Genomic DNA, 16101 nt, shown 5'->3' with positions numbered 1-16101 from the left:
GCAGACAGCTAGTTTAGGATAAGCTTTAAGCCTCCTACAGTAAACCCTCCTCTAGCCCTCCGAGGCGGGAAGTGAACATGTAGATTCCCAAGCAGTCATTTCGACCACTTTTTAAGCTAAAGCGAGCCTGCGTAACTGTGAGGAATTTGAGTTTTGAGAGCTTTATACTATAGCAGAGCTTACGATATCTGTTTAAAGGCATCGGCGAAGGTCTGCATTTCGTCCATGCGGCCTATACTGACACGGCACCAATCTTGGTTGTTGAAGTTCCAGGTGCGGATGCTCACACCGCGCTTGCCCATTTCCTCTCCAAAACGCCTGCCATCCATATTAATCGGGAACATGACGAAGTTAGTACCTGACGGAATATACTTGTAGCCTTCTTTCTTCAGCACATCATACAAGAAGTTTTTGGAGGCCATCGTTTTCTTCAGGGCATCCTGCAGAAACGCCTGGTCCTGGTAACTGGCTAGTGCGGCACTTAGCGAAGTAGCCGAAATACAGCCTCCGCCAGAAGAATACTTGCCCAAGGTCTTTGCCATTTCAGGCTGTGCAATGGCATAGCCTACACGCAAGCCTGCAAAACCATAAAGCTTGGAGAAAGTGCGGGCTACAATCACGTTCTGACCTTTCTTCACGTTTTCAAGCAATGTGGCCGCTTTCGGATCTGGCAAATAGTCGATGTAAGCTTCGTCAATAAAAATCGAAACCTTTTTCGATACGCGCTCGGTGAAGGCTTTGAGTTTGGCAGCATCCAACACAGTGCCCGTCGGGTTGTTAGGGTTGCAAATGTACACTAGGGCGGTGCTGCTGTCAATCTTCTTCTCCATGGCATCCAGATCCAGCTTATAGTCTGCCGTTAGCGGAACCCGCACTACTTTAGCTCCAAAATCTTTTTCAGCCGTATCAGGCAAATCGTTGTAAGAAGGATCGCCTGTAATGATAGTGCCTTTAGGGCTGAAGTACATGGCAGCAGCCTGCAACAAAGGACTGGAACCTGCTGCCAGCATTACCTGCTCTGGTTTTACGCCCTCGTACGCGGCTATTTTCTGCGTTAACTCACGCCCCGTCGTAAAAGCATACTGATAACTCATGTCGAGGCTGTCTTTTATAGCTTGCTTGGCTTTGGGTGATGGACCAAACGGGTTTTCGTTGGCACTCAAGCGGGCCTTTATCTGCGGCGCAGCATTCAGAATAACCGATTCATCCGTTACGATTTCACGTACGGCAGCAGGCAAAGGCGCAGCCGTTAGCGAATTCAGCACAGACGGTAAAACGGTGGCTCCTCCAGCCAACAGGGCGCTGGATCTAAGCCATTTGCGGCGGTTCATCGTGTTTTCTGCCATAGTGGTAAAAGTTTAAGATTAGATTAGTTGTTTATAGTTTAGCAATTCATATTTCAGATCGAAAACTCAAAGCTTTACCCGCCTCAGTACCGCTGCTTAGCTCTGCTCATACCGCCAGTTTAAGCGAAGCGGTAACTGGTGGTTAAGTATGACAGCAAGTCTGTGACTTGCGCGACTTAGTTTATTTCATTCCGCAAGTCACAGACTTGCCTCATGTACAGCCACAAGTTACGCTATAGCTAAACTTGCGGAATAATTTTCATCTCCTACAATTTCCTCTTCACCCGCCCTATTTACTGCCTACGGTCGGATAACTCACCCGCTGCTCGTTTACCCGTGCATGCACGGCTGTCACCACGCTGCGTGCCGACTCAAAGGCCCCTGCCATCCAGGCGGTTAAAGGTTAAATAAGTCATGTGCTCGCCTGCAAAGTATACCTGCCCCTCAGGTTTTTGCAGCGCTTGGTAATGGGTATTTCTGTCGTCGGAGCTATACACGGCCCAGCCGCCCAAACTATGGGGCAGCTTATGCCAGCTCACCGAAAAAGAATTTTCAAACTCTTTCGGATACTGCGGGTGTATCATGCCACCTTTCTGCAAAGCCAGTTGCTCCCGCTCTTTATAGCTCAGTTCACCAACGGCCTTTGCCTTTTCGTTAAAGTTATAGTACCCGATCAGGGCCCCTTTCTTGCTGAGGTAGTCGTTGGATGGGTAGAAGATTTGGGTGAGTTCGTTGTTGGTGTGGGTGATGCCGCCGAAAATATGCTCGTCTTCCTCCCAGAATCGGCGCTTAAACTGCAGCCCGATTTTACCTGTTTGGATATAAGGCACAAAGTCGATGGCACGGCTCACATCCGAAGAAAAGTTATGGTTGATGTTGCTGAGCACAGGCAGCGGCAGCGTACAAACGCATAAGTCGCCTGTTAACTCCTGGGTACCTTTTTTATCTTTATAAATAATCTTTACACCTTCAGGCTGATTTTGAACCTCGGTTACTTCGGCGCCAAATTTTATACTTTTACCTACCTGTTTCTCCAGTGCCTGCGCAATTTTATCCATACCGCCCACAGCCTGAAACATGGTCATCTGTAGTTCATAAGTATACTCAGCCACGTTGTAGAAATCGGGGTCCAGCAGGCCAGACTGTATGATGTCGGCCAGTTTGTGCGGATCGGCCACGCTGCCCACTTTATTACCTGCCCCAGGCGCCTCTAAGTAACCGCGCCTAGCCGATGCTTTGTACAGTTTATCGATATCTAGGCCGCCTTCCGCACGCAGATACTCTATTACTTTAGCGGCATCCTCCGAGCTTAAAGAGGTATCTACCTGCCCCTGGTCCACGGCTTTGGCAAGCAGTTCACTCATGTAGCCGCGCATGTCGTTATGAACTTCGCGGGCCCGTACTTTCTGGTTAGATAAGCTGCCGTTGCCCTCGCTATAGTAATAAGTGCTTTCATTTACGTTGTTGTATACTTCCAGTGGCACGCCCAGCTCTTTGCAGTACTGCATAGTAAGCTCGTGGTGGTGCGGAATGCGCGAAGGACCTGCGTTAAAGTATAAGCCGTTGTCGAAGTTGGCAGTTTGGTGGGAGTTTGTTGTTTCTGTTTCGGATGCGCCTTTGCGTATGCTCCAGCAGCGGCCTCCTGCCCTGTTTCGAGCTTCCAGAATTGTGCAATGGTAGCCTAATTTTCCCAGTTCGTAAGCAACTGTCATTCCGGCAAGGCCTGCGCCAAGTATAATTATATGTTTTCCTTTACCGCTGCCTTCTAACTTAAAGGCATGCGCAGGTGCGGCTGGCAAAAGGTTTAAGGCTAACATAGCTGGATAAGCGCCTCCTGCCAGCACAGCGCTTTTCGTTATAAAATCTCTTCTGGATAAACTTTTCAAAATCGACTAACCTACATTGTTTAAATGAAATTTAGCGATTATACTTCAATAACAAAAGCAAATTATCAATAACATAAGGTAAATTTTAAATAATTATTAAAAATATCAGAAGCATGTTGCAAAGTGATTAAACGCTCATTTCCAACAGGCCAATTACCCAGCCTCCTTTTATGAAGGAAATTCTACAACTAAGCGATCTGGCAAGCTATGTTTGGCAACAGGATTATTGTTACTTTTGCGGGAGAGGAGAAAACAAATTATGTCGTTTGAAGAGATAAAGCAGCTAATTACAGATCGGTTTGGAGAGGAGGTTATCATCTCTGAAAAGGCAGACAAACTCCAACCTTACCTGGTGCTACAGACAGAACGCCTGCCAGAGGTGTGCCTGGAGTTGCACGATAATGAACTGACTTATTTCGATTTCCTCTCCTGCATTACAGGCATGGATAACGGTCCTGAAGCGGGTACGATGGAAGTGATTTATAACCTTTACTCTATCCCGTATAACCATCACCTTACTTTGAAAGTAATTGTGCCGCGAAACCAGGAGAACGAGTCGATGCCTGTTGTTCCGACTGTTAGCCACATCTGGCGCACCGCCGACTGGCACGAACGCGAAGTATACGACATGGTAGGCATCGGCTTTTCGAACCACCCCGACCTGCGCCGCATCCTCTGCGCCTCCGATTGGGAAGGGCACCCGCTCCGTAAAGATTATAAGCTACAAGATTATTACCACGGCATTAAAGTACCCTTCGACCAGCACAATGAACTGAACGGTTTCAGAGGTGAGCCGCAACAACTAACGGGCACGCCTACTCCTTTCTCGGATAAGCGAGAGAAACCGAGCTAGTGCTGCGCCAATTAAAAATTAAGAATTAGAAACGAGGTATAGTTACATGCTGCTTCAAGAGTAAATAGGTACTACCTGCTATACGTGTTTGCCAAGTCTTTTTGTAGATTTCTGAACACATAATCGTGCTCTTGCTGGATGCCCATTTCCTCTAAAGGTTGCCAGTACAGGCGGGGCTTCAGTTCAGAAGTATAGGTGGTAATGCGGGTAAGTTTTGTTTTGTTGCCTGGTAATTCTTCAAATAAGTAGATTGCATCTTTAAAGCCCAGCCATTTCCTACCTGTAAGTTGGTAATCTGTCACAATCATTTGCAGGACTTTTCCTTTTTCATAGGCCGTCACTTCCTCTTTTATCTGGCCTCCGTCAAAGTAGCAGGTTCTTTGTGCGCCTACTTCTTCTTTTTCTAAAATGCACTTATGAGGCACGGGTAGTCCGATTTGCATCAGGAAGGACCTTGGCACATCCAGCGTATCCACGGATTTGATGGCATCAAAAACCTCATCTGGTGTATACGGCAGAATGATTTCTGTTTTGGCTTCCACCACCTCTGGCGATTCTGTTAAAACATTCTCAATGGGTGCGGCAAAAAGGAAGAGCAGGAACGGCGCCACCAGTATTTTGAGATCGGTAGTTCCCTTGCCTTCACCCAGCTGCATCACTAAATGTCCAATTACTGATCCTAAAAACAGGAGCGGAAGCAGGATTCCCAAGACCATAAACCCACAAACAGCCCCCTCCAAACCGAGCATTATCATGCCTGTTACCATACAAACAAGCGTAACACAAAGGCCAAATACAGACCAGCCCTTGCTCGGCAAAGCACCAATCGAAAAGCCCACCACTACAGGCAGCAAAACGAAAAACGCAATGCCGTACTCTACCAAGCCGTAGTGCAGCAATGCAAATCCGCAGGAGAGAAACACCAGTGACAGTATAAGGGAGATCCTAAAGCATTTGTTTTTGAACATGGAGGAGGTAGATAGAGAAGATATAGTAAAGATTTTGCTTAAATTTTGAATGTGATTGATTTCAACAACCACGAGAATAGTACCATACGTTAGGCCTACCAACATCATCAACTAACTTCACCCAACCGTCAAGTTCAAATTCAATGATTTCGTCTTGCTTCAAGTCACTTACACATGGGTGTTCTTTATATTTCCTTACTTTCACTTTTGCCCAAGTCCCCTTATAAAGCTTCAGTAGATTAATTTCAAATAGGTCTCCTTTCATTGTAAAAAGTGATTTTGAGTTTAAATTAGGAGCCTCCCTTAGTTTAAGTCCTAGCTCATTTGCATAAAAACCTAGAACATCCCCTGCCTTAGAGTTTAAAAAGCTTTGCCACTCAACTAAATTGAATCCTTTTAATTTTATTTCATCTTCGCTAAGCCAAAAATCATTAGTTTTCTCTATAACTCTTACATACCCGTCTCTTCTTTCAAAATAAGATATTGCCCAAACTTCATATCCTACTTCTTCCAGATTTGACAAATCAACCTTTTTAAGAGCTTTGACAGTAGAATGACGGAAAAACAACTTATAGGGGGCTTGATCATCATTCTTGTTTTCTTCCATGCGCATGAGCTTACCTGTTTGTTGACCACCAGGTGAGCTGTAAACTGTGAACCCTCCTTTGGGTAAATAAACACAGCAAACCTCATCTTCTTCTACTTTAGAAAAATTAGGAATTATTAGGCCATTCTGATAGGTATGAGCCGAGCAGAAATTTGTTATGAGCAAAAAGAAGAACAGTACTCTTTTCATACTTTGCTGATGTGCGTTGACCGTAGAAATTCTAGAGTAACATATTTACCCTACCCAATATAACAATTTATACAAGCCCTAAAAAGAAAAGCCAGAAGCGTTTACACTTCTGGCTCTGATCTTATATGTTTATACCTTCCTCCTTTTAAATTTTAAAACGGAGAATCAAAATCTTGCAGCAATGGCAGTACTTCATCCTTTGGCGAAACCAGTGGCTCTGCAATTCCCCAGTCTATACCTAGCGCAGGATCGTTCCAGATTAGGCCTCCCTCTGCCGACGGCGCATAGTAATCGGTGCATTTGTACAGAAAAGTAGTATCATCTTCTAAGGCTACAAAACCATGCGCAAAACCTTCAGGAATATAAAACTGATTCTGCTTTTCGGAATCTAATAAGCAGGTTGCGTGCTGGCCGTAGGTTTTAGAGCCTTTGCGCAAATCCACGGCCACATCCAGCGCTCTGCCTGTAGATACTCTTACCAATTTGGCCTGTGCATGTGGTGGCGTCTGGAAATGTAGTCCGCGAAGCACTCCCTTTTTAGAAAATGATTGGTTATCCTGCACAAAAATAGGATTGATGCCGAACGGCTCAAACCACTTCTGGCTGAACGTCTCTAAAAAATAGCCTCGGTCGTCTTTAAACACGCGGGGCGTAAACTCAATCAGGCCTTCAATATCAAACTGCCGATGTTCCATTACAATACGGTTTTATAGTTTTTACGTGGTTGTTGCTTCTTTTATAGCGGCTTTATACTTCTGAATCACGATGCGATCATCAAACTTTTCTTCTGCTAACTTTCTACTTGCGTTGCCCATTTGCTGTAGCTGTTCTTCATCTAAAGTCAGCAGTTGCAGCATCTTTTCGGCCAGGTCGGTGGCGCTGCGCGCACGGCAAAGGTAGCCATTTATATTCGGCTGCACTACCTCACGGCATCCAGGTACGTTGGTAGCGATAAGAGGTTTAGCCATGGCCGCCGCCTCCAGCAAAGCGCGGGGCGTTCCCTCGCGGTAAGAAGACAGCACCACGCAATCAGCCTGTGCTATAACAGCCGCAACATCATCGGTAACGCCTAAATATGCTATGGCTCCCGATTGCACCCAGGCCTCCAGTTGCTCCCGCTTTACGCCTGCACGGCTCTGCTCATCCAGCGCCCCCAGCAGTTGGCATTTTACTTCGGGATGCTTTGCTTTTACCAACCTGCTTGCTTCTACGAATTCAGCTACACCTTTATCGTACAGCACCCGTGCCACCATCAGAAAGACAAAAGGTTCTCCCCTTCTAAAAACATCAGCAGGTTTAAACTTTCGGGTATCTACACCTGAGCCTGGCAGCAGTTCAGTTACATAATCCTTCACTAGTTTCTGGCGCACAAAAAAACGTCTGTCATCCTGGTTCTGAAAGAAGACTTTGGCAGGATACTTGAAAGAGAAACGGTACAGCTCCAACGCAATTTTGTAAGTATAATTTTTTCGGAGGAAGACGGTGCCCAGCCCAGAAACATTGTTGATAGCAGGCACGCCTGCCCAATGGGCAGCCACAGCACCATAAATATTCGGTTTTATAGTATAGTGCAGCGCCACATCTGGTTTTACCTGTTTGTAAGTGCGGTAGAGTCGCCACGCCAGCGAGAAATCGCTGAGCGGATTGGTGCCTTGTGGCATGTGCAGCGGCACAAACTTACAGCCTGCCTCTACTAACTTGGCAGCATAAGTATCTTGCGGTGCAATGGCTACTACATCGTGGCCATCTGCCAGCAGCGCCCGAATAAGGCTCATGCGGAAGTTATAGATGTTCCAGGCTGTGTTGATGACGATAGCAATACGCATAGCAGCTCTCCAGTTGGCCTCTGAAGTATAAATGCCCAAGTTAGCCAATTTGCCGCAAGCTCAGAAAAATAAAGTAAATTGCCTTCTTCCTGTTCTGTTAAGCCCAAGCTTGATGATGCCTTAGCCGCGGCGGCTGCATTATACAACAGCTAGCAGCAACCTAAGTGCGGAGGAGCTAGTAAATGTTATGAAATAACGAGTAGGTGATGATGAACGCCAGATGATGAAAGCGGTAATCGCCTATACTTTGATATTAAAAAGATAAATGGGGAAAAAACAATATTACGAAACAGCAAAGCCACAGGAAACAGCTGTGCTGGTGGCTGTGCCAAGTTACCGCCAAACCGACGAGCAGACAAACGAGTATCTCGATGAACTTGCTTTTTTAACGGAAACGGCTGGTGCCCAATCTATAAAGCGGTTTGTTCAGAAGCTGGACAAGCCTGATGTGCGCACTTTTGTAGGTAGCGGTAAACTAGATGAAATAAAAGCTTTTGTAACCGAGCACGACGTGGACATGGTCATTTTTGATGATGACCTGAGTCCTTCGCAGGTGCGCAACATTGAGCGGGAACTGCAAGTGAAGATTGTAGACCGCAGCTTGCTTATACTTGACATTTTTGCACTACGCGCTAAATCGGCTCAGGCCCGTGCGCAGGTAGAGATGGCCCAGTACCAGTACCTGCTGCCGCGCCTTACAAACCTCTGGACTCACCTTTCCAAACAAAAAGGTGGTATTGGTATGAAGGGACCTGGTGAAACGGAGATTGAGACAGACCGTCGTATTGTGCGCGATAAAATATCGTTGCTCCGCGAAAGGCTGAAGAAGTTTGAATTACAGAATTTTGAGCAGCGGAAAGCACGCGCAGGCATTGTGCGGGCAGCTTTAGTGGGGTATACCAACGTGGGCAAATCTACAATTATGAACCTGCTCTCTAAATCAGAGGTGTTTGCAGAGAATAAACTGTTTGCCACCGTAGATGCTACCGTGCGCAAAGTTGTGTTCGAGAACGTACCGTTCCTGCTTTCCGATACGGTAGGGTTTATTCGTAAGCTCCCAACCAAGCTTATCGAGTCGTTTAAATCTACGCTAGATGAGATTCGGGAGGCAGATCTATTGGTGCATGTGGTGGATATTTCGCACCCATCCTTCGAGGACCATATCGCCGTGGTAAACGAAACGTTGAAGGATATCAACGCTGCCGAAAAACCAGTGCTGCTGGTGTTTAATAAAATTGACCAGTACTTGGAGCAGCGGGAGCAGGAGCTATTGGAGGAAGGACACGAAGTACGACCATCAATCGAAGACCTTAAGGAAACATACATGGCTAAGGTACATGCACCTGCACTGTTCATCTCGGCTACAAATAAAGTCAATATCGAAGAACTGCGTGAGGAACTATATCGCCGTGTGGCAGCCATCCATTTTGAGCGATATCCGAACAACGTTTAGGTAGAGTTAGAGAGTTTGGGAGTTAAAAAGGTAGGAGGTTAGAAAGTAAGAAAGTGTTGCTATAGGCTTCATAATAATTCAATTAGCAACAACTAACTATTAACGATAACTCGCCGCACAACCATTTTAAGGCGCTAGCAGTAAAGACACAAAGCCACAGTAGCCACCATTTCTGGCTGCGGTGGCTTTTGCTGTTAATGTAATTCTATGAAAATCCTATATATACTCAGGCACGCCAAGTCGAGTTGGAAGTTTGATGAACTCAGCGACCAGGACCGCCCCCTGAACAATCGTGGCCGCAGCGATGCACCGCTGATGGGGCAGGAGCTTGCTTCTCGTGGTGTTACCACAGACCTTATTGTATCTAGCCCTGCTGTCAGAGCCATTTCTACAGCAACGCTTGTAGCAAAAGAACTAGGTTACGATCCAGACAATATCGTTGTAGATAATCGGATATATGGTTCAGATAAGCATGAACTGCTGGAAGTAGTGCAGGAAACACCTGTGGACGTCAACTCAGTTATGATTGTTGGCCATAACGAAGCAATATCCGATTTTGCCCAAATGCTGTCGCCAGAGCCTCTATCTAGCTTACCAACCGCAGGTGTAGTTGCCTTGGAGTTTAACAGTGAGAGCTGGTATGAGATTAAGAAAGAAAACGGCAACCTGCTGTTTATAGATTTTCCCAAAAACTATAAGTAGGTATACCAGCACCGTAAATCTGCACCCTTACTACCCCTAAACATGGAAAAAGAAGAAACAAAGAAACATACAAATTATCCCTTTATAAACCGTGAACTAAGCTGGCTGGCCTTTAACTATAGAGTGCTGCAGGAGGCAAAAGATAAGCGTGTACCGCTGCTAGAGCGCATAAAGTTCATGGCTATCTTTTCATCTAACCTGGATGAATATTTTAAAGTGCGTGTGGCTACACTGAAGCGCCTCATCAAACTAAAAAAGAAGACCCGCCAAAAGCTTTCGGACGAGCCTGCCGAAACTTTTGACCAGGTAATGCAGGAGGTGGTGCAACAGCAGGAGGAGCTCGGCAAGGTATTCAAAGACATCATGTCCGACCTGCAACAGCACCAAATACACCTGCTGACGGAACACGACCTGAAGGACAAGCAAAAGAAGTTTGTAGAGCAGTATTTTACTGAACACCTAAAGCCGCACATCCTCCCGATCGTGCTTGATGAAACAGAAACACACATATTTCTGAAAGACCAGACAGTATACCTGGCCGTGCACATGTCGGCACCAACAGAGGAAGATTGTGAACCTCACTGCTATAGCATCATCGAGATTCCGACAAAGGCGCATGGCAGCCGTTTTCTGAAACTGCCTACAGTAGACGACCAACGGTATGTAATGTTCATAGACGATGCGATCCGCTTCTGCCTTAGAAGTGTCTATCCGATGTACAGCCAGTTTCAGGCAAACGCCATTAAAGTATCCAGAGATGCAGAGTTGGATATAGAGGAAGAAGTATCGGGCAACCTGATGGCAAAAATTAAAACAAGCCTTAAGAACAGGGAAACTGGCTACCCTGCCCGCTTGCTTTACGACCCTGAAACTCCGCAGGATTTGCTAGATGCTATGATGCACCACACAGGTGTTGGCGAAGAGGAACTGGTAGAAGGAAGCAAGTACCACAACTTCCGCGACTTCTTTCAATTTCCTGATTTTAACCTGCCAGACCTGAAGTATACAGAACAACCTACGCTGGTACATCCGTGGTTGGCACAACAGCCAAGTATGATAGAGGCTATGAGACAGAAAGACGTGATGGTGCACTACCCTTACCAGTCTTTCGACTACGTGCTAAAGCTGTTCCGAGAGGCCGCCGAAGACCCAAAGGTAAGAGCCATAAGCGCCACATTGTATCGGGTGGCAAATAAATCGGCTATAGCAAAGGCATTGGCAAAGGCTGCCAAAAACGGGAAGCTTGTAACGGTGGTAGTAGAACTGAAAGCCAGGTTCGACGAAGAGTCTAATATCTATTGGGCAGGTAAATTACAAAAAGCAGGCGCAAACGTTATATTGGGCCTTCCTGATTTGAAGGTACACTCTAAGCTAGGCCTGATTACCCGCAGTGAGGGAGGCAAGCTGGTAAACTACGCTTACTTAAGCACAGGCAACTATAACGAAGACACTTCTAAAATATACTGCGACCACGCCCTCTTCACCTCCGATAAAAGGCTTACAAAAGATGTGGAGCAAGTCTTCAACTTCTTTATAGATCGGCAGCCAAACAAGAAGTTCAACCACATCCTGATGGCTCCCCTTACCATGCGCGATGAGTTTACCGACCTCATCAACCAGGAAATCAAAAACGCCAAGAAAGGTAAACCTGCTTCCATGATTCTTAAAATGAATGCGCTGCAGGACGGCCGTATGATTAAGCTGCTCTACAAGGCCAGCCAGGCGGGCGTTAAAATTGACCTGTTGGTGCGCGGCATCTGTTGCCTGGTGCCTGGCGTGGAAGGCGTCAGCGAAAATATAACTGTGCGGAGCATCGTAGACCGTTACCTGGAACATGCGCGAGTGTACATTTTCCATAACAACGGCGACGAGAAATACTATGTAGCCTCAGCAGACTGGATGACCCGCAACCTGAACCGCAGGGTAGAAGTGGCCTTTCCTATTTACCAGGAGGAGCTTAAAAAGGAGCTGCGTACAATCATCGACATACAGCTTTCAGACGACACTAAGGCTCGCAACATCGACAACAGCTATGCAGAACAGCCTGCTCCAACCAACGTGCGGGCACAGTACGCTACCTACCATTACCTCGAAAGCCTGGTAGCAAAAGGCGAAAATCCAATTTATCAGCAGGAAGAGTAATTTAGTTATTTATTGGTCCTTGTTGCCAGTTGTTAGCTAGAGATAAGTTTGTTCTGAGGAAGCCTCTTTTGCTGCTCCTCTTGGTTTCAAGAGAAAAAACCTTTGGATGCTATATCAACCGCAAGGTTCAAATGCCAATGGTAGTGGTCAATTATAGCCACTACCATTGGCAAAAATGGTTTTAAGCCTAAATAATTGATTAGTGAAGCAAGCTAACTCCCTTCACCACAAGCCTTTTCTGGTTAGAACAAAAACCCAATGCTTGCCAATACCTGATTGCTGTCTCCATCGCCAACAGCGTAAGAAAGAGTGGCTACATGGTTGTCCAGCAAGTCTATCCAAATACCACCTCCAACACCTGTATGCAGGCTCTTAAAGAACTTTTGCTCTATTGTATCGCCTTCATAATAAACCCTGCCTGCATCAAAAAAACCTAACACACCAAATCTGGCAGGAGTCAGATATAAGTTAGCATCAAATAACTGCAAGCGGGCCTCAAAGTTACTGTACACCATGCTACGCCCTGAAAAACGAGCACGGCGGTAACCTCTAAGATTATTCTGTCCGCTTAAGGCATTGGCTTGGTAAAACCTGAAATCTCCGAAATTGTGTGCGGCACCTATACGCCCAGCCCAGGTTAGCCTGAACGGGAAATTAGGAGTGAGATAAAAACTGAAAGCAGAACTTATATTTGTAAAAGAAAGCTGTTCGGCATCTACTTGTTTGTTGTAGCTAATACTATTGTGCCAGCGCATCCCGATGCGGGGGTTAGCTTCGTTGTTATCGCCTATCACATCCATGTTGGCGAAGGCTGATATGCCTACGTAGTGCTGCGAGTTGAAAGTACCATCCTCCAGATTAAAAGTACCTGGCTGCAAATGACCCGCCCTGGCTTCCTGAAGCAGAAAGGTTTGCCTTCCATCGTTTCGTACCCTGAAACGGTCGTAAGTGGGGCCTATACCTATTCTAAAGAAGGTGGCTAGCTCACGATACAAATGCGCATCAAACCCTATGCGATTATAGCGTACTCTGTAGAACCTGTCTCCATCATCGCCTTCGTTCTCTGTTGTAAAATTACCAAAGCCATAGAAATTCCGCTGGTACTGCGGCCCCTGCACAAGCCCCATTACGTTCAGGTGCCAGTTTCGGAATACTTCTCTAAAATCTCCTATGTAAGTAAAGTTAAACGACTGTGTATTAAATGCATAATTGGCGGTCAGTTTCTGCTCTGATGCATAAGGGCTCTTCCGAAACTTCTGTGTTCGTATACGATAACCTGCTCCGATAAACGGCCCATCGTCTTTGTTATATTCCACAGATACGACAGGTCCTTTTTTGGGCAGCCTATAGTTGTCTCGGTCGTAGAAATGTACGTCCAGAAATTCAGAGGTTTCATCTTTAGTCTCTGGCCCAAAGCTAATTTTATTTCCTTCTTTGGAATCGTAGATGACAGTGTGTTTTCTCAAGCCTCTCACTCGTGAGTTATCCACTATAGAGTCTTCTTCACCCCCTCCTATGATACGTACAATTATACCTTCTTCTACCTCACCTTTCACCTCATACTGATCTAGCCCTCCCAGGCCGTATAACCTGATTTCCTTTGTTTCATTTGTATAGAAAGTGCGTTGGTACAGCGTATCTCGTAATTCTCCTTCTTTTGATATCTTATACACCGTAAGCCTGGTTTCGCTATTGTTCAGACGCTCCACTACAAATCGCTCGTGCTTGGCACTGCCTGCCACATCCACCATCCTAGCCATCTGCTCATAAAACCGTTCGGCCACTTGCGGCAGTTGGTCCCGCCTAGCTTTTAGTTTTGCCTTTATCTCCTTTCCTGATAAAGCAACAATATCGTCGGGCCACTGATTAATTGCCTCTTCTATTACCTGGTCCGTTATGTTAGCTTTTAGATCCTGAGCAAGCCGCACCCAATCCTGACGAGAAAGGCTAGAAGTAAGCGTACGATCTAAGGTAAGGGCATTTAGGTTGAGCCCTATGATATCACCTATCTCGTAGTCGAAGTTTTGCACATACTGTATACTCCACCTACGCTTGGCCAGCCAGGGCAGTACACCGTCCGCTTTAAAAAATGCCTGGTCACGGTCTTCGGGAACAGGTATGTATAGATCTCCTGGCCCGTCTTTTTCCTGCTCTACCCAACGCCATTGCCCCTCATGCCTATCCCAATCTCCGATCAGCATATCAAACAGGCGGGCCCTGCCATAGGCTAACTCATCCACCTGGTTATCATTATCCTCCTGCAGCTCAGTTAGCATTTTCTCAGTACCCACCAAATTTTTGGCGTTTCCAAGGCTGGCGATGTCTTCGTGGTTCTCATCAGCATCCTCTTCCAGGTAAACAAGCTTGTTGCTGAACTCATCTCTATACTGCCGCAGGTAAGGAGTATCGGGTACATAGAACAGCTTTGGGTTTGCATGGAATATATTGGCGGAATCTGCCAGTACTGTTACAGCAAGTGCGGCATAAGGGTGTTGTGCCGATATTTGGTCCTGTAGCATTGCTTTTGCAGGTGTATTGCGCAGGTAGAGTGGCAGCTTTAGCACAGGGTCTTTGTTTACGGTCCGCAGCGTATACTCCCTGGCCTCTGGCGTTCTTACTTTTAGGGTTATAGTTTCGGTACCTCCACCTTTCTGGTAAGGCGTTAAACCTCCCAGCTCCTCCGCCATATCAAGTACAGGCACTGTAACAGGCGTATTCCACTCCTTGCGGTAGTGGCTACCTAACAGCTTCTCTCTGAAGCCTTCAATCATGTAGTTCTTGTTTGGAACCACAGTTACTGTGCTGTCAGTATAATCATCATTATCTGTAACAGACGCTAGCGGTGTGTCTCGCTTTCGTTTTGTATATAGCTGCGTTCTGAACGTTACTCTGCCCGTAGAGCCATCCCCTAGCGGCTCCCAAAATTCTGTCCATGCTTCACCGTTGTCATAGTACAGTACTTTGGCAAAGCCTTTTACCTTTTGCACATAAGTTACGTCGCCTCCTTTATCTATGTACTGTGTCTTACAACCAGAGCCACTCACTATATGAGGCAGCTTTCCGTGTTTAAAATACTCCAGCGCATGCTCATGCCCTGCTGCATAAACAATGTTATCATACTTTTCAAAAATATTGAGGAGGCCTTCTATATAAGCCTGGTAGCGCGGATGCGGTATATCTTGTAAAATGCCACCGTACTTTCTGGCAAAAGGGTAAATAGAACCGATAACAGGCAAAGGCAGGTACATCCAATCGCGCAGCATCGTAAGCGGAAAAAAGTGGTCTTTAAGGGAAAAGAAACCACCGTGCGCTCCTCTGCTCATTAAAGGGTGGTGCGCTACTACCATTATGTCGCTTCCACTGTTCTTCTCAATAATGTCTTCGAGCTGGACCAGCAATTCTGCCTCGGTAGCGGCTCCGCAACTGCTGTTTGTGCCGTAAGGCCTGTCGAAGGCATGCAGCCACCACTCCGAGTCCAATGCAATTAACACCAGATCGTCGCTTATTTTAACTTCGTAGGGGCCAGGGCATGCGTTGCCAGGCACATAGAAGTCGCCACCCGTCACAATGTTCTCATCTGAAAGGTACTCGTTTACATAACGCTGCTGCCGCACTACATAGTCCATGCCTCCACGGCCGCTGTGGTTCCAGTCGTGGTTGCCTGGTATCATGTACTTTTCACCAGCGTAGCCTTTCAAAATATCAAGCTGTGCATTTAGGCGAGCCTCCGATATTTCGCGGTCGTAACTGCCTGGCTCTGGCAAGCCGTTGTGATACACGTTATCACCCAGAAATATGGTAGCGCTCTGCTCCCCCGCCTGATCCATCTGCGCGCGCATGAGCTTGAGCGAAGGTTCTCCATTCTCAAGGTCTGGAGCACCCACATCACCAATCAGGAAAACGCTGTAAAGAAGCTTATTCTGCGGATCTGGCTTCTGCTGCTCCCAATCAAGTGCCTCAGAGCTGTAGTAAGGTTCGGTGGTAACGCAGGAGTTTATTGCCGTTATCAGCAACAGTAAAAGTATAGGTCGAAAAAAGTAAAGACAAGTTCTTCTCATAGGTGTAGATCGCATGGCTGTCCTGCACATACTACTTACCAAAAGCCGCATGAAATGTTTTCAGCCATGTA

Annotated in this window: 11 protein-coding genes; 4 read left to right on the top strand and 7 right to left on the bottom strand. The window is 46.4% G+C overall.

From position 1 onward, the window contains the following. Positions 1 to 179: 179 nt before the first annotated feature. Together LN893_RS06510 and LN893_RS06505 are read right to left on the bottom strand one after the other, a co-directional pair. Positions 180 to 1346 carry a pyridoxal phosphate-dependent aminotransferase gene (locus LN893_RS06510; RefSeq protein WP_229968989.1) on the bottom strand — a complete coding sequence of 389 codons (1167 nt, stop codon included), beginning with the start codon at positions 1344 to 1346 and terminating at the stop codon, positions 180 to 182. A gap of 371 nt (positions 1347 to 1717) precedes the next feature. Continuing rightward, entirely contained in the window at positions 1718 to 3232 is a 1515-nt protein-coding gene (locus LN893_RS06505) for a flavin monoamine oxidase family protein (RefSeq protein WP_229968988.1), read from the bottom strand. A 259-nt stretch (positions 3233 to 3491) separates the two neighbouring features. Between LN893_RS06505 and LN893_RS06500 the strand changes: the two genes are divergently transcribed. Then, complete coding sequence (locus LN893_RS06500) at positions 3492 to 4085, top strand: NADH-quinone oxidoreductase subunit C (protein WP_229968987.1); 594 nt, start codon at positions 3492 to 3494, stop codon at positions 4083 to 4085. 71 nt (positions 4086 to 4156) lie between these two features. On the opposite strand, the gene LN893_RS06495 is transcribed toward LN893_RS06500, so the two are convergent. The 4 genes from LN893_RS06495 to LN893_RS06480 all read right to left on the bottom strand — a co-directional run bounded on the left by LN893_RS06495 (position 4157) and on the right by LN893_RS06480 (position 7723). Continuing rightward, positions 4157 to 5053, bottom strand: coding sequence for an SRPBCC family protein (locus LN893_RS06495; protein ID WP_229968986.1), 897 nt, complete (start codon positions 5051 to 5053; stop codon positions 4157 to 4159). Between the two features lie 61 nt (positions 5054 to 5114). After that, complete coding sequence (locus tag LN893_RS06490) at positions 5115 to 5849, bottom strand: hypothetical protein (protein WP_229968985.1); 735 nt, start codon at positions 5847 to 5849, stop codon at positions 5115 to 5117. Between the two features lie 152 nt (positions 5850 to 6001). Next, a complete protein-coding gene (rfbC, locus tag LN893_RS06485; protein ID WP_229968984.1) occupies positions 6002 to 6544 on the bottom strand; it encodes a dTDP-4-dehydrorhamnose 3,5-epimerase in 543 nt (180 codons plus the stop codon). A gap of 21 nt (positions 6545 to 6565) precedes the next feature. Beyond that, entirely contained in the window at positions 6566 to 7723 is a 1158-nt protein-coding gene (locus LN893_RS06480; RefSeq protein ID WP_229968983.1) for a glycosyltransferase family 4 protein, read from the bottom strand. A 217-nt stretch (positions 7724 to 7940) separates the two neighbouring features. Between LN893_RS06480 and hflX the strand changes: the two genes are divergently transcribed. From hflX to ppk1, 3 genes are all read left to right on the top strand, one after another. Further along, positions 7941 to 9128: a GTPase HflX gene (gene hflX / locus LN893_RS06475; protein WP_229968982.1), complete on the top strand. Its 1188-nt coding sequence runs from the start codon at positions 7941 to 7943 to the stop codon at positions 9126 to 9128. Between the two features lie 207 nt (positions 9129 to 9335). Further along, on the top strand, positions 9336 to 9830 hold the full coding sequence (locus tag LN893_RS06470) for a SixA phosphatase family protein (protein WP_229968981.1): 495 nt from the start codon (positions 9336 to 9338) through the stop codon (positions 9828 to 9830). A 42-nt stretch (positions 9831 to 9872) separates the two neighbouring features. Next, complete coding sequence (gene ppk1, locus LN893_RS06465) at positions 9873 to 11972, top strand: polyphosphate kinase 1 (RefSeq protein ID WP_229968980.1); 2100 nt, start codon at positions 9873 to 9875, stop codon at positions 11970 to 11972. A gap of 242 nt (positions 11973 to 12214) precedes the next feature. Here ppk1 and LN893_RS06460 read toward each other — a convergent pair whose 3' ends face one another. Continuing rightward, positions 12215 to 16030: a metallophosphoesterase gene (locus LN893_RS06460; protein ID WP_229968979.1), complete on the bottom strand. Its 3816-nt coding sequence runs from the start codon at positions 16028 to 16030 to the stop codon at positions 12215 to 12217. Positions 16031 to 16101: the final 71 nt, after the last annotated feature.

It is taken from the genome of Pontibacter harenae (assembly GCF_020907245.1).
GTDB lineage: Bacteria > Bacteroidota > Bacteroidia > Cytophagales > Hymenobacteraceae > Pontibacter > Pontibacter harenae.
This window is presented reverse-complemented; position numbering and strand designations above follow the sequence as displayed.